At 67.2% G+C, this 19,071-nt stretch carries 14 protein-coding genes; 4 read left to right on the top strand and 10 right to left on the bottom strand.

What is annotated here, in order from left to right:
* The first annotated feature begins 686 nt into the window (after nucleotides 1–686).
* The 4 genes from addB to QQL87_RS13190 all read left to right on the top strand — a co-directional run bounded on the left by addB (nucleotide 687) and on the right by QQL87_RS13190 (nucleotide 8,882).
* Nucleotides 687–3,833, top strand: coding sequence for a double-strand break repair protein AddB (gene addB, locus QQL87_RS13205; RefSeq protein ID WP_284418584.1), 3,147 nt, complete (start codon nucleotides 687–689; stop codon nucleotides 3,831–3,833).
* Complete coding sequence (gene addA / locus QQL87_RS13200) at nucleotides 3,827–7,300, top strand: double-strand break repair helicase AddA (RefSeq protein WP_284418583.1); 3,474 nt, start codon at nucleotides 3,827–3,829, stop codon at nucleotides 7,298–7,300. The genes addB and addA overlap by 7 nt, the downstream gene beginning before the upstream one ends.
* 101 nt (nucleotides 7,301–7,401) lie before the next feature.
* Complete coding sequence (gene trxA / locus QQL87_RS13195; RefSeq protein ID WP_284418582.1) at nucleotides 7,402–7,722, top strand: thioredoxin; 321 nt, start codon at nucleotides 7,402–7,404, stop codon at nucleotides 7,720–7,722.
* Between the two features lie 95 nt (nucleotides 7,723–7,817).
* Entirely contained in the window at nucleotides 7,818–8,882 is a 1,065-nt protein-coding gene (locus QQL87_RS13190) for an ATP-dependent DNA ligase (RefSeq protein WP_284418581.1), read from the top strand.
* Nucleotides 8,883–8,884: 2 nt separating this feature from the next.
* On the opposite strand, the gene QQL87_RS13185 is transcribed toward QQL87_RS13190, so the two are convergent.
* The 10 genes from QQL87_RS13185 to rpsA form a co-directional block, all read right to left on the bottom strand.
* On the bottom strand, nucleotides 8,885–9,625 hold the full coding sequence (locus QQL87_RS13185) for a metallophosphoesterase family protein (protein ID WP_284418580.1): 741 nt from the start codon (nucleotides 9,623–9,625) through the stop codon (nucleotides 8,885–8,887).
* 12 nt (nucleotides 9,626–9,637) lie between these two features.
* Entirely contained in the window at nucleotides 9,638–10,981 is a 1,344-nt protein-coding gene (locus tag QQL87_RS13180) for a bifunctional folylpolyglutamate synthase/dihydrofolate synthase (RefSeq protein WP_284418579.1), read from the bottom strand.
* Nucleotides 10,978–11,916, bottom strand: a complete 939-nt coding sequence (gene accD / locus QQL87_RS13175; protein ID WP_284418578.1) for an acetyl-CoA carboxylase, carboxyltransferase subunit beta — start codon at nucleotides 11,914–11,916, stop codon at nucleotides 10,978–10,980. The genes QQL87_RS13180 and accD overlap by 4 nt, the downstream gene beginning before the upstream one ends.
* A 93-nt stretch (nucleotides 11,917–12,009) precedes the next feature.
* A complete protein-coding gene (gene trpA, locus QQL87_RS13170) occupies nucleotides 12,010–12,846 on the bottom strand; it encodes a tryptophan synthase subunit alpha (RefSeq protein WP_284418577.1) in 837 nt (278 codons plus the stop codon).
* A complete protein-coding gene (gene trpB, locus QQL87_RS13165) occupies nucleotides 12,843–14,066 on the bottom strand; it encodes a tryptophan synthase subunit beta (RefSeq protein WP_284418576.1) in 1,224 nt (407 codons plus the stop codon). Before trpB ends, trpA begins: the two co-directional genes overlap by 4 nt.
* On the bottom strand, nucleotides 14,063–14,722 hold the full coding sequence (locus tag QQL87_RS13160) for a phosphoribosylanthranilate isomerase (RefSeq protein WP_284418575.1): 660 nt from the start codon (nucleotides 14,720–14,722) through the stop codon (nucleotides 14,063–14,065). Before QQL87_RS13160 ends, trpB begins: the two co-directional genes overlap by 4 nt.
* Before the next feature lie 78 nt (nucleotides 14,723–14,800).
* Nucleotides 14,801–15,193: a LapA family protein gene (locus tag QQL87_RS13155; protein WP_284418574.1), complete on the bottom strand. Its 393-nt coding sequence runs from the start codon at nucleotides 15,191–15,193 to the stop codon at nucleotides 14,801–14,803.
* A 70-nt stretch (nucleotides 15,194–15,263) separates the two neighbouring features.
* Complete coding sequence (locus QQL87_RS13150) at nucleotides 15,264–15,593, bottom strand: integration host factor subunit beta (RefSeq protein ID WP_284418573.1); 330 nt, start codon at nucleotides 15,591–15,593, stop codon at nucleotides 15,264–15,266.
* Between the two features lie 169 nt (nucleotides 15,594–15,762).
* Entirely contained in the window at nucleotides 15,763–16,743 is a 981-nt protein-coding gene (sppA, locus tag QQL87_RS13145) for a signal peptide peptidase SppA (RefSeq protein ID WP_284418572.1), read from the bottom strand.
* 421 nt (nucleotides 16,744–17,164) lie between these two features.
* Nucleotides 17,165–18,874 (bottom strand): 30S ribosomal protein S1, encoded by a 1,710-nt coding sequence (gene rpsA / locus QQL87_RS13140; RefSeq protein WP_284418571.1) that lies wholly within the window; start codon nucleotides 18,872–18,874, stop codon nucleotides 17,165–17,167.
* Nucleotides 18,875–19,071: the final 197 nt, after the last annotated feature.

The raw sequence follows: 19,071 nt of genomic DNA, 5'->3' as shown, positions 1-19,071 counted from the left end.
ACCGAGGAGAGGACGTATAAGCCGTCAACCCATCGCGCAGGGAGGGCCGGGTCGTTCCGGCTGAACCTGTGGTTCCTGCCCCGTGCACTCTTTTCCGCACGGGGGCCACGGGCCTCAGCCGAGGCCCGGCCTTCCCTGCGCCCTTGCTTCCGACGAGGGCGAACGATTTGCATCACTCGGGCGCGACGGCGTCGCGGGAATGAGAACGCATGAGGCACTGAGGGTCGCCTGCCCACAGACGGCATATGGCGCGCAGCCGCCTCCTCACCCCTCGGTGTTGTCCCGGCCAAGCCATGGCATCGCGCAGCGAGGCCATGGCGCAGAGCCGGGACCCATGGCCACAGGCGGATGCGTGACGAAGACTGGTCATGACGATCGCGCAACACACGACGGCCGGTGGCTATGGATCCCGGGTCGGCGCTTCCGACAGCGCTGGCGCGCTGCCGAAGGCTGGCCCGGGACGACACTGATGATGCGGAAATCGCGTGATCACCTCATGTCGTCCGACGTGCAAGCGTCATCCGGAACTGCCCATCGACGCCACGAAGAGCTGGCTCCACCCGCGAGCACGCTCCGGGCAGCCGTACGCGCGGCTGCCCCTATCAACACCCATCCACACCCCGGATATGACCTGCGCCCGATCGCTCCCTATATAGACGCCCTGAGCAACCCGCGAATCGCAGGCCATGCGCGTCTTCACCGTTCCGATCCCGGCCCCGTTCCTGCGCAGCGTGATCGCGGCGCTGGTGGACGGCCGGCTGGTCGACGGCTTCGAGGCGCGCAGCGATCCGGCCAGGCTCGCGACTGCGACGCTATATCTGCCGACGCGGCGCTCGCTCCGTGTCGCGCGCGAAATGTTCCTGGACGAGCTGAAGACCGACGCGGCGGTGCTGCCGCGCCTCGTCGCGCTCGGCGACATCGACGAGGACGAACTGGCCTTCGCGGAAGACCGCGACGCGTTCCTCGGGCCCGCGCCGCTGGAGATTCCGGAGCGGCTCGACGATCTGCAACGGAGGCTCACCCTGGCGCGGCTGGTGGCGGCCTGGGCCAAGACGCCGGTATCGGCGCCGCTGGTGATCGGCGGTCCCGCCTCGACGCTCGCACTGGCCGGCGACCTCGCGCGGCTGATCGACGACATGGTGACCCGCGGCGTGTCGTGGGACGCGCTCGACGCGCTGGTGCCGGACCAGCTCGACAAATACTGGCAGTATTCGCTCGAGTTCCTGCGCATCGCGCGCACCGCGTGGCCGGCCTATCTGCAGGAGATCGAGCGCATCGAGCCGGCGGCGCGGCGCGATCTGCTGATTGCCGCCGAAGCCGCGCGGCTGTCGGCGCATCCCGAAGGTCCCGTGATCGCCGCGGGCTCGACCGGCTCGATGCCGGCGACCGCAAAATTCCTGCTGGCGGTGGCGAAGCTGCCGCACGGCGCCGTGGTGCTGCCGGGGCTCGACACCGATCTCGACGAGTCCGCCTGGAGCTCGATCGGCGGCGCCAAGGATCGCGGCGGACGGGTGCTCACGCCGCCTGCGGTCAACCATCCGCAATATGCGATGCATCTGCTGCTCAAGCGCTTCGGCCTCGAGCGGCGCGACGTGGTCCGGCTCGTGCCGCCCGGCCGCGGTGGCCGCGAGGTGCTGATCTCAGAGGCGATGCGGCCGTCGGAAGCCACCGCCGTCTGGCACGAGCGCCTGCGCCAGTTCGACATCGCCGCCAACATTGCCGAAGCGATGGACAATCTCGCCGTGCTCGCCGCGCCCAATCCGGAGATGGAGGCGCTGGCCATCGCGATTGCGATGCGCGAAGCGCGCCATCTCGGCAAATCGGCGGCGCTGGTGACGCCGGACCGCGCGCTCGCGCGGCGGGTGATGGCGGCGCTGACGCGCTGGCACCTGACCTTCGACGATTCCGGTGGCGACGCGCTGCTGGAGACGCAAGCCGGCATCTTCGCGCGCCTCGCCGCCGAAGCCGCGGCCCGCGGGCTGGAGCCGCCGACATTGCTGGCGCTGCTCAAGCACCCGCTGTGCCGCCTCGGCCGCGCTGCCGGCGGCTGGAAGAATGCGATCGAGACGCTGGAGCTCGCCATGCTCCGGGGCACGCGGCCGCAAGCCGGCACAAGCGGGCTGGCGCGCGACTTCGCGCGCTTCCGCGACGAGCACACCAAGCTGCATCAGGGCGAAGCCTCATCGCTGCACCGGGCCGAGCCGCGCGCGCGGCTGAGCAACGAGCAGCTCGATCGCGCCGGCGCGCTGATCGCGCAATTGCAGACCGCGCTGGCGCCGCTGGAAAACCTCGCCTCGCCGCGGCCGCAGGATTTCGCCGAGCTGGCCGCGCGGCACCGCGAGGTGCTGATCGCGCTATCGACCGACGATGTCGGTCTCAGCACGGGGTTCGCCGACCGCGACGGCACGGCGCTGTCGCGCTGCTTCGACGATCTGCTGGGCTCGGGCGAGCGCTGCGGCCTGATGGCGCCGCTGTCGGACTATCCCGACCTGTTCTACACCGCCTTCTCCGACCGCGCGGTGCGCCGCCCCGAGCGCCACGGCGCGCAATTACAGATCTACGGTCCGCTCGAAGCGCGCCTGATGCAGACCGACCGCATGATCATCGGCGGGTTGATCGAGGGCGTGTGGCCACCGGCGTCGCGCATCGATCCCTGGCTGAGCCGCCCGATGCGCCATCAGCTCGGACTCGACCTGCCGGAGCGCCGCATCGGCCTGTCGGCGCACGACTTCGCGCAGTTGCTCGGCGCGCCCGAAGTGATCCTCACCCACGCCGCCAAGTCCGGCGGTGCGCCGGCCGTGGCGTCGCGCTTCCTGCACCGGCTCGAAGCCGTGGCCGGCGCCGAGCGCTGGAAGGCTGCGACCGCGCGCGGCGACGCCTATGTCCGTTATGCCGAGGTGCTCGACCAGCCCGCATCCGTGAAGCCGATCGAGCAGCCGGCGCCGAAACCGCCGCTCTCGGCGCGACCGCTGCGGATGTCGGTCACCGCGATCGAAGACTGGCTGCGCGATCCCTACACCATCTTCGCGCGCTACATCCTGCGGCTCGATCCGCTCGATCCCGTCGACATGCCGCTGTCGGCGGCCGATCGCGGCTCGGCGATCCACGAGGCGATCGGCGAGTTCACACAAGTTTATGCCGATGCGCTGCCGCTGCATCCGGCGCATGCGCTGCGCGTGATCGGCGAGAAGCATTTCGGGCCGCTGATGGAGCGCCCCGAGGCGCGCGCGCTGTGGTGGCCGCGTTTCCAGCGCATCGCCGGCTGGTTCGCGGCGTGGGAGAGCGCGCGGCGCGAGCAGATCGGCGCCATCGCCGCGGAGATCCGCGGCGAGATCGGCATCCCGCTCGACAAGGACCGCACCTTCATGCTGTCCGCGCGCGCCGACCGCATCGAGCGCCGCGCCGAGGGCACCTACGCCATCCTCGACTACAAGACCGGTCAGCCGCCCACCGCCAAGCAGGTCCGCATGGGCCTGTCGCCGCAGCTCACGTTAGAGGCCGCGATCCTGCGCGAGGGCGGCTTCGAGGGCATCCCGGCCGGCAGCCTGATCAGCCAGCTCGTCTATGTCAGGCTGTCCGGCAACAATCCGCCGGGCGAGGAGCGCATCCTCGAACTGAAGATCAACAAGAGCGACCCGCCGCAACATCCGGACCAGGCCGCGCAGGAGGCGCGCGCCAAGCTGGAAGAGCTGATCCGCAGCTTCGAGGACCCCAACCAGGGCTACACCTCGCTGAACCTGTCGATGTGGTCGAACCGCTACGGCAGCTACGACGATCTCGCCCGCATCAAGGAATGGTCGGCGGCCGGCGGATTGGGAGTCGAGGAATGGTGAAGGCGCCCCGCCCCATTCCGCAGGCCGTCAGCGACGCGCAGACGCGCGCCTCCAATCCGGCGGCGTCCGCCTTCGTGTCGGCCAATGCCGGCTCGGGCAAGACGCATGTGCTGGTGCAGCGCGTGATCCGGCTGCTGCTCGACGGCGTGCCGCCGGAGAAGATCCTGTGCATCACCTTCACCAAGGCCGCCGCCGCCAACATGGCCGAGCGCGTGTTCTCGACGCTCGGCCATTGGGTGACGCTCGACGACGACGCGCTCGACAACGCGATCAAATCCACCGGCATTCCCACGCCGGACAAGAAGCTGCGCGCGTCGGCGCGAAAGCTGTTCGCCAGCGCGCTGGAGACGCCGGGCGGGCTGAAGGTGCAGACCATCCACGCGCTGTGCACGCGGTTGCTGCAGCAGTTTCCGTTCGAGGCCAACGTGCCGGCGCGGTTCGCGGTGCTCGACGAGCGCGACCAGACCGAGATGATGGAGCGTGCCAATCTCAAGGTGTTGCTCGACGCGGCGCGCGCGCCGGACAGCGCGGTCGGCCGCGCCCTGCAGGTGGCGATGGCCAATGCGGCGGATTCGACCTTCAAGGAGGTCGTGCGCGACGCCTGTCTCAGCCGCGATCACTTCATGGCCTGGACCGATGGCGCCGGGCGCGTCGAGGTCGCGGCGCAACAACTCGGGCAGGTGCTCGGCATCGGCGCCGATGAGACCTTGGAGGCGATCGAGCGCGAGATCGTCGATGGCCCCAATCTGCCGCATGCTGATTGGACCGATATCGCGGCCCGGCTCGACGGCGGCGCCAAGACCGACCAGAAGCAGGCGGAGCAGCTGCGCGCCGCGCTGGCGTTTTCGGGCGCCGATCAGGTCGACGAATATCTTCGCGTCTTCCTCACCGAGGACAAGGAGCCGCGCAAGACGCTGCTCACCAAGAAATTCGCCGACGCCAATCCTGGCCTCGCCGGCCTGTTCGAGTCGGAAGCACGCCGGCTCGACCGCCTGATCGAAAAGCGCCGCGCCGCTGTGGTGCGCGACCGCACCGAGGCGCTGCTGCAGATCGCGACCGCGGCCGCCGCCAACTATCGCCGAGAGAAGCAGGAGCGCGGCCTGCTCGACTATGACGACCTGATCGACAAGACGCTTGTCATGCTCAACCGCGTCTCCGCCGGCTGGGTGCACTACAAGCTCGACCGCGGCGTCGATCACGTGCTGATCGACGAGGCCCAGGACACCAGCCCCAGGCAGTGGGACATCGTCGCCCATATCATCGAGGAATTCACGGCCGGCGCCGGCGCGCGCGACGGGCTGACGCGTACGATCTTCGCGGTCGGCGACGAGAAGCAGTCGATCTTCTCGTTCCAGGGCGCCGACCCGCACGAGTTCGATGCGCGCAGGCGGCAGCTGCAGAAGCGCTTCACCGACGCCGGCCTGCTGTTCGATCCGGTGTCCTTCACCTACTCGTTCCGCTCCGGCGCCACCGTGCTGCATGCCGTCGACCACGTGTTCCGCGAGCGCGAGGTCTACAGCAGCATCCATTCGCCTGACATCGGCTACCCCATGCACAACTCGCTCACCGACGCCGGGCCGAGCCTGGTCGAGCTGTGGAGCCTGTGCGAGCGCGACGACCGCAAGGAGATCGAGGGCTGGCGCGCGCCGTTCGACGGCGTCTCGGTGACCAGCCCCGAGGTCAAGCTGTCCAGGCGCATCCAGGCCGAGATCAAGCGGCTCATCTCGACGGGCACGATGACCGGCCATGACGGCGCGCGGCGGCGGCTCAGCTATGGCGACATGCTGATCCTGGTGCGCCGGCGCGGCAACGCGTTCGACGCCGTGATCCAGGCGCTCAAGCATGCCGGCATTCCCGTCGCGGGCGCCGACCGGCTCAAGCTGACCGAGCACATCGCCATCATCGACCTGATGAACCTCGCCGATGCGCTGCTGCTGCCACAGGACGATCTGGCGCTGGCCACCGCGCTGAAGAGCCCGCTGTTCGGACTGAATGACGATGATCTGTTCAGGCTCGCCTGGCAGCGCCGCGGGTCATTGCGCGAGGCGCTCGCCGCGCATGCCGCCGATGACGAGCGGCTGCAGGCGGTGCTGCGCCGGCTGCAGCAATGCGAGCGTCGCGCCGCCGAGGATACGCCGTTCGCGTTCTATGCCTGGCTGCTCGGCGGCGACGGCGGCCGGCGCCGCATCCTGGCGCGTCTCGGCCACGAGGCCAATGACGCGCTCGACGAATTCCTGGAGCTCGCCTTGTCCTACGAGCGCAAGGCGCCAGCCTCCTTGCAGGGCTTCATCGCGTGGCTGCGCGCCGCCGACACCGAGGTCAAGCGCGACATGGAGATCTCGCGCGACGAGGTTCGGGTGATGACCGTCCATGGCGCCAAGGGTCTCGAGGCCTCCGTGGTGTTCCTGGTCGATACGACCTCGTCGCCGGCGGATTCGCAGCGGCTGCGGCTGATTCACGTGCCGCATGGCGAGCACGAGGTCGTGGTCTGGGCCGGCCGCAAGGCCGACGATCCGCACCCCGTCGCCGCGGCGCGCGTGGCGATGCTGAAGGAGACCGAGGACGAATATCGCCGGCTGCTCTATGTGGCGATGACAAGGGCCGCCGACCGGCTGGTGATCGGCGGCTGCATGCCGGGCAACATGACCAACGTCCGCGGCGGCAGCTGGTACGACCTGATGGCCCGCGGGCTCGATGCGGCGGGCTTGCAGGTCGAGGTGATCGAGACCGAGGACGGGCCGGTGAAGCGTTACGCGAGGCCCGAGGACATCGCGGAGACGGCCAGGGACGAGGCGCGACGGCCGGCCGGGACCGCCGTTGAACTGCCGGCCTGGCTGCGCACGGCGGCCGTGGAGGCGCCCGGCGAGGTCGCCGTGCTCCGGCCGTCCGATCCGTCCGGCGACGAACGGCCGGTGCGCACGGGCGAATCGTTGGCCGCGCGCAGCCTCGCGATGCAGCGCGGCACCTTGGTCCACCGCCTGCTGCAATCGCTGCCCGACGTGATGCCGGAGCGGCGGCGCGACGCGGCGCTGCGCTATCTGGTGCGCAATGCCGCCGACTGGCCGGAGGACGAGCGGGCGGAACTGGCCGAGCGCGTGTTGACCGTCATCGGGGACTCCCGCTTTGCCGCCGTGTTCGCGCCCGGCAGCCGCGCCGAGGTCTCGATCGTCGGCCGCCTGGCGCTGCCCGGACAGCCCCGCGCGCTGGTGTCCGGCCAGATCGACCGGCTCGTCGTGACCGAGGCCGAGGTGCTGATCGTCGACTTCAAGACCAACCAGCAGCCGCCCTCTGAAATCGCCGACGTGCCGCCGGCCTATGTCCGCCAGCTCGCGCTTTACCGCGCCGTGCTCGGCCAATTGTATCCCGGGAGAGCCGTGCGGGCCGCCCTGCTGTGGACCGAAGCACCTGAATTCATGGAGCTTTTACCCTCCGCGCTGGACGCCATGCTGCCATCCGGTCCCGACTGAGTGAGCGCGCTTGACCCGGCATCACGCCATTCCTACTTTGACACCCACGCAGAGGCGGCGCGACATCAGCGCCGCTCCCTCCAACCGAACGAGGTAATCCCATGGCCGTTGGCAAGGTTTCCGACGCCGATTTCGAAAGCGAAGTGCTCAAGGCAGACGGTCCGGTCGTGGTCGACTTCTGGGCCGAGTGGTGCGGCCCGTGCCGCATGATCGCGCCTGCCCTCGACGAGATCTCAAGCGCGCTGGGCGACAAGGTCAAGATCGTGAAGCTGAACGTCGACGAGAGCCCGAAGACGGCCTCCAAGTACGGCGTGATGTCGATCCCGACCCTGATGGTGTTCAAGGGCGGCGAGATGGCCTCCCGCCAGGTCGGCGCCGCGCCGAAGGCGAAGCTGCAGCAGTGGATTTCGTCCGCGGTCTGACGGCGCGAAAGACTAGCATTTTTGTCGAACGGCCGGCGCCATCGCCGGCCGTTCGCGTTGAGAGGGGGTGTTTGTCGCGTTTTCCGGATTTTGCCATGCCCTCCCGCATCAGCCGCGCCTCCTCCCGCAAGCCCGGTCTTTCGGCCATGGAGGCGCGCTCCGTGGATGCGATCCCGCGCGGCGGGAAATGGCAGTACGAGCCGAAATGGGACGGCTTCCGCTGCCTGCTGGCGCGCGATGGCGCTGCTGTGACGATGCAATCGAAGGCCGGGGAGGATCTGACGCGCTACTTCCCCGAGGTGGTCACCGCTGCGCGTGAGCTGAAGGCAAACAGCTTCACGCTCGACGGCGAGCTGGTAGTGCCGCAGGGCAAGAGCTTCTCGTTCGATGCACTGCTGCAGCGGATTCATCCCGCAGCGAGCCGGGTCAAGAAGCTCTCCGCCGGGACGCCCGCGCTGTTCCTCGCCTTCGACCTGCTGGCGACGGCAAAGGACAAGGCGCTGATGACGCAGCCGCTGCATCAGCGGCGCCCCATGCTGGAGGCCTTTGCCAAGGCGACCTTCACTGATCATCCGACCTTCCGGCTGTCGCCCGCAACAACGCGCTTTGCGACCGCGCAAAACTGGCTGGCGCAGTCCGGCGGCGGCTCGGACGGCGTGATCGCCAAGCGCACCGACCTGCCCTATCAGGCCGGCAACCGCGAGGGGATGCAGAAGATCAAGCGCCATCGCTCGGCCGACTGCGTGATCGGCGGCTTCCGCTACGCCACCAACAAGGGCGCGAACGGACGGAAGCTGGTCGGCTCACTGCTGCTCGGCCTCTATGACGACGCCGGCCTGCTGCATCACGTCGGTTTCACCTCGGCGCTCAAGAAGGATGAAAAGCCCGCCTTGACCGACAGGCTCGAACCGCTGATCTCGTCACCCGGCTTCACCGGCAATGCGCCGGGCGGGCCGAGCCGCTGGTCGACCGAGCGCTCGGCGGAATGGTGTCCGCTGAAGCCGAAGCTGGTGATCGAGGTCTGTTATGACCACTTCTCCGGCGAGCGCTTCCGGCACGGGACAGCGATCCTGCGCTGGCGTCCCGACAAATCGCCGAGGCAGTGCACCTTCGATCAGCTCAGGCAGAAGGTCGCCGATCCGATGAAGCTGCTCGCGTGATGTCAGCGGACCCAGCCGGTCGCCAGCGCCGATGCGAACTCCGCATCGCCGTTGGTGCGCGCGAGCGCAGCCATGGCTTGATGGTCGTAGGGCACATGGCGGAAGCTGACGCTCCAGCCGGCCGACGTCAGCTCGAGGATCGCATAGCGGGCGTCGGGCGTGCCGGCTTCGATCACATGCGGATGCGGCACGTTGTAGGAGAAACCGGGGCTGCCGACGCTGCCCGGGTTCACGATGAGGCGCGCGTCGCGCAGGCGCACCGCGCGGGCCGTGTGAGTATGGCCGCAAAGAATCAGCGATTGCGAAATGCCTGCGGCGATCCTCTCGATCTCATCAAGCGGCGCGCAGGTGACAGCCCCATCCGGCGCCACACTCTCCAGCCAGTAGACGTTGTCGTCATCAGGCGTCGCATGACAGAGAAAGACCTGGTCGCGATACACGGCCGTCGCGGGAATCGTGCGCAGCCAATCGAGATGACCGGATTCGAGCTGGGCGATGGCCGGACGCTCCCACGCGCCCATCTTCTCGCGCGGCCGGTCGATCAGCCAGCGGTCGTGGTTGCCGCGCACATGCACGGCGTCGAGCGCCATCAGCCTGTCCATGGTGCGCCGCGCGTCGAGCGGACCGCTCGCCATGTCGCCGAGATTGACGATCTCGGTCACGGCTTGCGCATGGATGTCAGCCAGCACGGCTTCGAGCGCGAGATGGTTGCCGTGAACGTCGGCGATGGCGGCGAAGCGCATGGGTCATTCCCCTCAGGTCGGCGGCGTGCCGTTGAGGTCGAGCACGTGCCCGGCGAGATAGAGCGACCCCGTAATCAGGATACGCGGCGGCACCTCATAGGCAAGCTGGGCGATGCCGGCCAGCGCCGAGGCCACGCCATCGGCGATCTCGACGCGCATGCCGAGCATGCGCGCGGCGGCGGCGAGGTCGGCCGGCGCCATCGCCTTGCTCTCGTTCGGAATCGGCACAACGATGATATGGCGCGTCAGCCCCGCAAAATTGGCGAGGAACGCGGCCGCATCCTTGTTGCCCATCATGCCGACGATCACGACGAGCTGCCGCGACACGCGTTCTTCGAGATCGCCGATCGCCGCCGCCACGACGCGGCCGCCTTCGGCATTGTGACCGCCGTCGAGCCAGATCTCCGCGCCCTGCGGAGCAATCGCGGTGAGCGCACCGCTCGACAGCCGCTGCATGCGCGCCGGCCATTCGGCGCCGACGATGCCGTCCTCGAACGCCTTGGTGGTCAGCCTGAACTGATCGATCGCGCGCAGTGTCGCGATCGCAAGTCCGGCATTGTCGAACTGATGCCGCCCGAACAGCTTTGGCGCCGGGAGGTCGAGCAGACCACGATCGTCCTGATACACCAGACGATTGCGCTCGACATTGACGTGCCAGCTCTCGCCGGCCGCGAACAGCGGCGCGCGTTGGCGCCTGGCCTCGCGCTCGATCACGGCAAGCGCATCAGGCTCTTGCGCCGCCGAGATCACGGGGCAGCCGCGCTTGATGATGGCGGCCTTCTCGGCCGCGATCAGCGCACGCGTGTCGCCGAGGAACTCCATGTGGTCCATGCTGATCGGCGTCAGCACGGAGGCGGCGACCTGGTCGAGCACGTTGGTGGAATCGAGCCGGCCGCCGAGGCCGACCTCGAGCAGAACCACATCGGCAGGACGCCTGGCGAACAAGACGAACGCCGCAACCGTCTTGACCTCGAAGAAGGTGATCGGCGCGCCGGCATTGACCCGCTCGCACTCCAGCAGCGCGTCGATCAATTCGTCATCGTCGACGAGCACGCCGCCGCCGACCTGGCCGAGGCGGTAGCTCTCGTTGATGCGCACCAGCCAGGGCGAGGTGAAGACGTGGACGCGCAAGCCCGCCGCTTCGAGCATCGCGCGCAGATAGGCGACAGTGGAGCCCTTGCCGTTGGTGCCGGCGACATGGATCACCGGCGGCAGCTTGCGCTCGGGATGATCGAGCTGCGCCAGCAGCCGGTGCATGCGCTCCAGCCCGAGCGAGATCTTGCTCGGATGCAGCGCAGACAGCCGCGCGATCAGCTCATCGAGCGAAGGCCGTATCTGGGCAGCGCTGTCGTTCACGCGGTCGGAGCGACCGCGGGCGCATCCGCCGCCTCGACGGACTTGGCTGGCGGCGGCAGCTGTGGCGCGGGCTTCGCATGTTCGACAGCCGGCGATTTGGTCAGCAGCCGGCAAAGCCGCGCCAAAGTCGGGCGCAGATCATGACGATGCACGACCATGTCGACCATGCCATGGTCGAGCAGATACTCAGCGCGCTGGAAGCCTTCCGGCAGCTTCTCGCGGATGGTCTGCTCGATGACGCGCGCGCCGGCGAAGCCGATCAGCGCGCCGGGCTCCGCAATGTGGACGTCGCCGAGCATCGCATAGGACGCGGTGACGCCGCCGGTGGTCGGGTTGGTCTGCACGACGATGTAGGGCAGCTTCGCTTCGCGCAGCATCTGCACCGCAACCGTGGTGCGCGGCATCTGCATCAGCGACAGGATGCCTTCCTGCATGCGGGCGCCGCCGGAGGCCGCGAACACGATGAAGGGAGACTTCTTCTCGAGGGCGAGCTCCAGACCCCGCACGATCGCTTCGCCCGCGGCCATGCCGAGCGAGCCGCCCATGAAATCGAAATCCTGCACGGCGATCACGACGCCCATGCCTTCGAGCTTGCCGAAGCCGACCTTGACGGCATCGTTCATCCCGGTCCGCGCCCGCGCATCCTTGATGCGGTCGGCGTAGCGGCGCTCGTCACGGAATTTCAGGGGGTCGGGCGTGACCTCGGGCAGCGCGACGTCAAACCAGGTCTCGTTGTCGAACATCGACTTCAGCCGCGCCACCGCGCCCATGCGCATGTGGTAGTTGGAGCCGGGGATGACGAACTGGTTGGCCTCGACGTCCTTGTAGAACACGAGCTGTCCGGAATCCGGGCACTTGATCCAGAGGTTCTCCGGCGTCTCGCGGCGCAGGATGTTGCGGATCTTCGGCCGGACCACATTGGTAAGCCAGTTCATGAGAAGCTCCGTGTTGCGGTCGCCGGGATATATGGCGGGACGGCAGCGTCACGGCAAGCCGGCCGCGACACTCCTCGGGGATTGGTTGACGATCTATTCCGCCGCCTGTTGCGCCCCGCGCACGCCCCGCGCCAGGGCCGCGGCCAGATCAGCCACCGCGCTGACGGTCTTGGAGGTCGCCCGCCCCTCGGAATCGAGGCTGGCGCGCAACGCATCAACCAGGGCGGTGCCGACCACGGCGCCATCGGCATGGGCGGCAATGGCGCGGGCGGTCTCCGGTGTCCGGATGCCGAAGCCGACGCAGACGGGCAATGCCGTGTGGCGCTTGATCCGCGCGACCGCGGCGCCCACTGCGGAGGAATCCGCGGCAGCCGCGCCGGTGATGCCGGTGATCGAGACGTAGTAGACGAAGCCCGAGGTGTTCGCGAGCACGGCCGGCAGCCGCTTGTCATCGGTCGTCGGGGTCGCCAGCCGGATGAAGTTCAGCCCGGCCTTCAGCGCCGGAAGGCACAGCTCGCTGTCTTCCTCCGGCGGCAGGTCGACGATGATCAGGCCGTCGACGCCAGCGCTCTTCGCGTCATCGAGAAACTTGTCGACGCCGTAGATGTAGATCGGGTTGTAGTAACCCATCAGCACGACCGGCGTCGCGGCATCGCTCTCGCGGAAGCTGCGCACCAGCTGCAGCGTCTTCTTCAGGGTCATGCCGGCCTTGAGGGCGCGCAGGCCCGCCGCCTGGATCGACGGACCGTCGGCCATCGGATCGGTGAACGGCATGCCGATCTCGATGATGTCGGCGCCCGCTTGCGGCAGCGCCTTGACGATCGCCAGCGAGGTCTCCGGGTCGGGATCGCCTGACATCACGAAGGTGACGAACGCCGAGTGGCCTTCGGTCTTCAACTGCGCGAAGCGCGCATCCATTCGGCTGGTCACGACGCTTTCGCCCTCTTACGCAGGATTTCGCCGACCTGCGGCACGTCCTTGTCGCCGCGGCCGCACAGATTGACGACCATCAGGTGGTCTTTCGGCTTCTTCGGCGCGAGCTCCATCACCTTGGCGATGGCATGCGCCGGCTCGAGCGCCGGGATGATGCCTTCCAGCCGCGACAGCAGCTGGAATGCCGCCAGCGCCTCGTCGTCGGTCGCCGAGAGATAGTTCACCCGCTTGGCCTCGAACAGCCAGGAATGCTCAGGCCCGATGCCGGGATAGTCGAGCCCGGCCGAGATCGAATGCGCCTCGGCGATCTGACCGTCCTCGTCCATCAGGAGATAGGTGCGATTGCCATGCAGCACGCCGGGACGGCCGCCCGCGATCGACGCGGCATGCAGCTGGGTCAGGCCGTGGCCCGCAGCCTCGACGCCGAAGATCTCCACCGAGGGATCGTCGAGGAACGGATGGAACAGGCCCATCGCATTGGAGCCGCCGCCGATGCAGGCGACCAGCGAGTCCGGCAGCCGGCCTTCGGCCTCCTGCATCTGCACCCGGGTCTCGTCGCCGATCACCGACTGGAAGTCGCGCACCATCATCGGATAGGGATGCGGGCCGGCGACCGTGCCGATGCAGTAGAACGTGTCATGGACATTGGTGACCCAGTCACGCAACGCCTCGTTCATGGCGTCCTTCAAGGTCTTGGCGCCGGACTGCACCGGCACCACCTTGGCGCCCAGCATCTCCATGCGGAGCACGTTCGGCTGCTGCCGCTCGACGTCGACCGCGCCCATGTAGACGACGCAATCCAGCCCGAAGCGGGCGCACAGCGTCGCGGTGGCCACGCCATGCTGGCCGGCGCCGGTCTCGGCGATGATGCGCTGCTTGCCCATGCGCCGCGCCAGCATGATCTGGCCGAGCACGTTGTTGACCTTGTGCGAGCCGGTGTGATTGAGCTCGTCACGCTTGAAATAGATCTTGGCGCCGCCGAGATGCTGGGTGAGGCGCTCGGCGAAGTACAGCGGCGACGGGCGGCCGACGTAATGCGTCCGATAGCTGTTCATCTCCGCATGGAATGCCGGATCGGCCTTGGCGTCGGCATAGGCCTTTTCCAGATCCAGGATCAGCGGCATCAGCGTTTCGGCCACGAAGCGACCACCGAAGATGCCGAAATGGCCGCGCTCGTCAGGACCGCTGCGGTAGGAATTTGGACGTGCTGTCGTCATTGAACGCTCAACTCTTCAGCGGCACGCGCCGCACGGATGAAATTCCGGATCATGTCGCAATCCTTCACGCCCGGCGCCCGCTCGACGCCAGAGGAGACGTCGACGCCGCCGGCGCGTGTGATCCGCACCGCCTCGGCGACGTTATCGGCACTCAAGCCTCCGGAGACCATGAACGGGCGATCCAGCTTGAGCGCATCGAGGACATGCCAGTCGAACGTCGCGCCGAGGCCACCGGGACGCGTCGCATCCTTCGGCGCCCGCGCATCGAACAGGATGCGGTCGCAGACATCGGCATAGCCGGCCAATGGCGCGAGATCGGCCGCGGTCGCGACCGGAATCGCCTTCATGACCGGCAGGCCGAAACGCTGCTTGAGATCGCGGATGCGCGCGACGATCTCGCGGCCATGCAGCTGCAGGAGATCCGGGCGCAGGGTCTCGACGATGTTCTCGAAGGTCGCGTCATCGGCATCGACGGTCAGCGCGACCTTGAGCGCGCGCCCTTTGGCCTGCTGCCCGAGCTCTCTGGCCGCCGTGAGCCCGACGTGGCGCGGTGACGGCGGAAAGAACACGAAGCCGACCATCTCGGCACCCGCGTCGAGCGCGGCACCGAGGGTCTCGGGCGTGGTCAGGCCGCAGATTTTGACGAGCAGAGGCATCAGCAAAGAACGCGCGTCCGGACGGAAAGGATGACCTGGGCCGACGGTTTCCGATCGCCGCTCAGCCTCGGCCGCCTTCTACAACGCGGCGCCCTGCTTGTCTCGCCCATAAGGGGCGAAAAGCCGGGCCGGCGCGACTGGAACCAGGGATTGTGACGAGCCCTGGTTGGCGCGCGCCGCGGCGGTCAGCTGGGCCACTTGCGCCCGTGCCGCGTCGGCATCGGCCAGATGGCGGCGCGCCGCGCGGCGCCAGTGGCGCTGGCCGATCCAGGTGGCGCAACCACCCGCGATCACGCCGAGGATCGCCACCGCGATGATCAAGGCGAACAGCGGCGTCGTCACCGCGACGGCCGGGTCGGTGGCATTGAACGGATCAAATGATACGGTAACGAAATGCCGGTTAGCGACCGCAAAGATCACGAACAGCACCAGCAGCGGTAGCACGATCACGATCGTCAGGAATTTTCGCATGCGTTCGCTCGTATCAGTCTGACCGGATTCGCCTTGAAATCAGCCGCCAGCCCGTCCGGCGCGCGACGCGTCACTCGTCCGTGTCATCAACGTCGTTGTCGGCGTCGGCGCCGCCGGGATGGTCCCGGTTCAGCCGCTCGCGCATTTCCTTGCCCGTCTTGAAGAACGGCACGCTTTTCTGGTCCACGGGGACATGAGCGCCGGTCCGAGGGTTGCGGCCGGCACGGGCAGGCCGATGCTTGACCGAAAACGCTCCGAAGCCACGTAGCTCGACGCGATCGCCACGCGCGAGCGCGGCCACGATCTCATCGAGGATCGCATTGACGATGTTCTCGACATCCCGCTGGTAGAGATGCGGGTTGTGCTCGGCGATACGCTGAACAAGCTCGGATTTGATCATCGAGAAAATGTACCCGGGGAGACAGTCCCATTTCCGTGAAAATATGCAGGACTGTCAAGACGCTAAATCATTCATCGCGCCCGTGAATCGCCTTGCGCGACCCGCGATCGGGCCGCGCCGGAGCACACGCTTTGCGGGAAGATCGTCAGGAGGATGGTCTGGACGAGCTTCAAGTCCCCGATGCGGGCTGCCACAGGGCCAGCATGCCATCCAGCCCGATCCGGTCGACCGCCTGGACGACGCCGGTGCGCTCGATCTGGCGGGCGATCCCGGACAGACCGACCGCGTCGAGCGCCACCGAGGTCGCCGTGCGCAGGAAGGTGAGGTCACCAAACTGCGGCACCAGCTTGTAGTCGCGCACCGGCAGGTCCTTCTTGACGTTCTTGTTGGCCACGAGCCAGGCGACCGCGGTCTTTTCGTCGCCGAGCTCGTCGATCAGCTTCAGCTCGACCGCCTGGCGGCCGGTGAACACCCGGCCGTCGGCGACCTTCTCCAACTGCGCGTCGTCCATGCTGCGGCGGTTCTTCACGAGACCGCGGAACCAGGCATAGGAGTCCTTCACGAGGTCATCGAGCGCCGCGCGCGCCTCCGGGCTGGTCGGCTCGAAGCCGTTGGGCGCGGCCTTCAGCGGCGAGGATTTCACCTCCTCGACCTTGACACCAATCGTCTTCAACAGCTCGCTGACATTGGGATACTGGAACAGCACGCCGATCGAGCCGACCAGCGAGCTCTGCTGGGCGACGATGTGATCGGCGGCGATCGCGCCGATATAGCCGCCGGACGCGGCCAGCCCTTCGACCACGACGACGAGCGGCTTCTTGGCTTTCAGACGCACCAGCGCGTCATAGAGCTGCTCGGAGCCGGCGGTGGTGCCGCCGGGCGAATTGATATGGACGATGACGGCCTCGGCAGAGGAGTTCTCCAGCCGCTCCAGCGCCTCGACGCGCTCCTGATCGCTGCGGATCAGGCCCTCGATGTTGACGCGGGCGATCGAGCCGGAGGTCGACAGCGCGGTGCGGCCGCGCGGCGACATCGCCACACCGATCGCGGATAACGCGCCGATCGCGATCAGCACCGCCACGACCCGCCAGAACGTCAGCTTGCGGCGCAGCCTGCGGCGATCGACGATCACATCGGAATCAAGCGACATGGACAGCTCCTGAAAACCTCGGCGCGTTTTGCCTGCGCAGCCTGAATATCTCGTTATCTGATTACATCAATCGCGGCGCAATTTGAAGAAAGCAAGGCTCGCCATGAAGCCGCGAATAGGATGGGCCCGACTCGGGCCGCAGGGTCATCGCATTTGACGATCGAAGTTTTACTCTCGTCTCTCTCCACGTCGTCATGGCCGGGCCTTGCCCCGGCCATCCACGTCGTTCGGCGCGCTGAGAACGACGTGGATGCCCGGGACGAGCCCGGGCATGACGGAGTAACTAAGCTCCAGATTCGTTCGCCGTGACAGCTCCGTATCCTCATAAGCCAGGGCGCAGGCCGGGTCGAAATGCCCCGGTGGAAAAAAAGCCCCGGCGCTGAGCGCCGGGGCTTTGATCTCGTCGCGCGATTGCGAAGGCTTACTTCGAGTCGCGGTTCTTGAGCGCGGTGCCAAGAATGTCGCCCAGCGTCGCGCCCGAATCGGACGAGCCGTACTGCGCGATGGCTTCCTTCTCTTCCGCGACTTCCAGCGCCTTGATCGACACCTGGACCTTGCGGGCCTTCTTGTCGAACTGGATCACGCGGGCATCGACCTTCTCACCGACGGCGAACCGCTCGGAGCGCTGATCGTTGCGATCGCGCGCCAGCTCGGAGCGCTTGATGAAGGTGGAGAAGTCGGTGCCGACGATCTTGACGTCGATGCCGCCGTCCTTGACGTCGAGCACTTCGCAGGTGACGACCGCGCCCTTCTTGACATCGCCCGGCTCGGCGAAGGGATCGCCTTCGAGCTGCTTGATGCCGAGCGAGATGCGCTCCTTCTCCACGTCGACGTCGAGCACCACGGCCTTGACCATGTCGCCCTTCTTGTAGTTGTCGATGACCTGCTCGCCCGGCTGCTTCCAGTCGAGATCCGACAGATGGACCATGCCGTCGACGTCGCCTTCGAGACCCAGGAACAGGCCGAACTCGGTCTTGTTCTTGACCTCGCCCTCGACCACCGAACCGGTCGGATGCTTCTCGACGAAGACCTCCCACGGATTGCGCATGGTCTGCTTGAGGCCGAGCGAGATGCGGCGCTTGACGCTGTCGACCTCGAGCACCTGCACTTCGACCTCCTGCGAGGTCGACACGATCTTGCCGGGGTGCATGTTCTTCTTGGTCCACGACATCTCGGAGACGTGGATCAGGCCTTCGATGCCCGGCTCGAGCTCGACGAACGCGCCGTAGTCGGTGATGTTGGTGACGCGACCGTGGAAGCGGGCCTGCAGCGGATACTTCGCCTCGATGCCCTGCCACGGATCGTCGAGCAGCTGCTTCATGCCCAGCGAGATGCGGTGCGTCTCGTGGTTGATCTTGATGATCTTGACCTTGACGGTCTGACCGATCGAGAGCACCTCGGTCGGATGGTTGACACGCCGCCAGGCAATGTCGGTGACGTGCAGCAGGCCGTCGATGCCGCCGAGGTCGACGAACGCACCGTAATCGGTGATGTTCTTGACGACACCGTCGATGACCTGACCCTCTTCGAGGTTCTGCACCAGCTCCTGGCGCTGCTCGGCGCGGGTCTCTTCCAGCACGGTGCGCCGCGACACGACGATGTTGCCGCGGCGACGGTCCATCTTGAGAATCTGGAACGGCTGCGAGTTGTTCATCAGCGGCGCGACGTCGCGGATCGGACGGATGTCAACCTGCGAGCGCGGCAGGAAGGCGACTGCGCCATCCAGGTCGACGGTGAAGCCGCCCTTGACCTGGTTGAAGATGACGCCGTTGACCTTTTCGTTGTTCTGGAACGCCTTCTCGAGCTTGCCCCAGCTCTCTTCGCGACGGGCCTTGTCGCGCGACAGCACGGCTTCGCCGAGCGCGTTCTCGATGCGGTCGAGGAACACTTCGACCTCGTCGCCGACCTTCAGCTCGCTGTCGCGGCCGGGACCGGAAAATTCACGCAGCGCCACGCGGCCTTCGGTCTTCAGGCCGACGTCGATGACGGCCATGTCCTTCTCGATCGCAACGACCTTGCCCTTAACGACGGAGCTTTCCTGAAGGTTGCCCTTCGTGAAGGACTCGTCCAGCATCGCGGCGAAATCATCGCGGCTGGGATTGTAGGAATTAGCAGAGATACTCGAAGCCATTGGTTCTCCAGATGCGGACATTCTCGCCAGCTTTGGGTTGATCGGCGCATCGAATGCACAGTGCCTGGAGGTCCACAAATCCCCAGACGTCCGCGCGATGCGCGAAAGCGCAAACGACGCGGGCCGGCAATGCCTGCACATGCGATACGTATGAAGTGCGTCCGGATGATCGGACTCGATTGAACCGCAATCGAGCT

Origin of the sequence: Bradyrhizobium sp. SSBR45G, from assembly GCF_030159255.1 — a bacterium.
Lineage (GTDB): Bacteria > Pseudomonadota > Alphaproteobacteria > Rhizobiales > Xanthobacteraceae > Bradyrhizobium.
Note: the sequence above shows the minus strand (reverse complement) of the source record. Positions and strands in the feature narration are given on the sequence as shown.

What these genes read in the sequence shown, in the direction of transcription:
- QQL87_RS13160 (WP_284418575.1), bottom strand. Translation starts at nt 14,722, where the DNA reads ATGCCTCTGCTCGTCAAAATCTGCGGCCTGACCACGCCCGAGACCCTC.
- QQL87_RS13185 (WP_284418580.1), bottom strand. Translation starts at nt 9,625, where the DNA reads ATGCGCTTCGCCGCCATCGCCGACGTTCACGGCAACCATCTCGCGCTC.
- accD (WP_284418578.1), bottom strand. Translation starts at nt 11,916, where the DNA reads ATGAACTGGCTTACCAATGTGGTCCGGCCGAAGATCCGCAACATCCTG.
- QQL87_RS13150 (WP_284418573.1), bottom strand. Translation starts at nt 15,593, where the DNA reads ATGATCAAATCCGAGCTTGTTCAGCGTATCGCCGAGCACAACCCGCAT.
- addA (WP_284418583.1), top strand. Translation starts at nt 3,827, where the DNA reads ATGGTGAAGGCGCCCCGCCCCATTCCGCAGGCCGTCAGCGACGCGCAG.
- rpsA (WP_284418571.1), bottom strand. Translation starts at nt 18,874, where the DNA reads ATGGCTTCGAGTATCTCTGCTAATTCCTACAATCCCAGCCGCGATGAT.
- addB (WP_284418584.1), top strand. Translation starts at nt 687, where the DNA reads ATGCGCGTCTTCACCGTTCCGATCCCGGCCCCGTTCCTGCGCAGCGTG.
- sppA (WP_284418572.1), bottom strand. Translation starts at nt 16,743, where the DNA reads ATGTCGCTTGATTCCGATGTGATCGTCGATCGCCGCAGGCTGCGCCGC.
- QQL87_RS13190 (WP_284418581.1), top strand. Translation starts at nt 7,818, where the DNA reads ATGCCCTCCCGCATCAGCCGCGCCTCCTCCCGCAAGCCCGGTCTTTCG.
- trxA (WP_284418582.1), top strand. Translation starts at nt 7,402, where the DNA reads ATGGCCGTTGGCAAGGTTTCCGACGCCGATTTCGAAAGCGAAGTGCTC.
- QQL87_RS13155 (WP_284418574.1), bottom strand. Translation starts at nt 15,193, where the DNA reads ATGCGAAAATTCCTGACGATCGTGATCGTGCTACCGCTGCTGGTGCTG.
- trpB (WP_284418576.1), bottom strand. Translation starts at nt 14,066, where the DNA reads ATGACGACAGCACGTCCAAATTCCTACCGCAGCGGTCCTGACGAGCGC.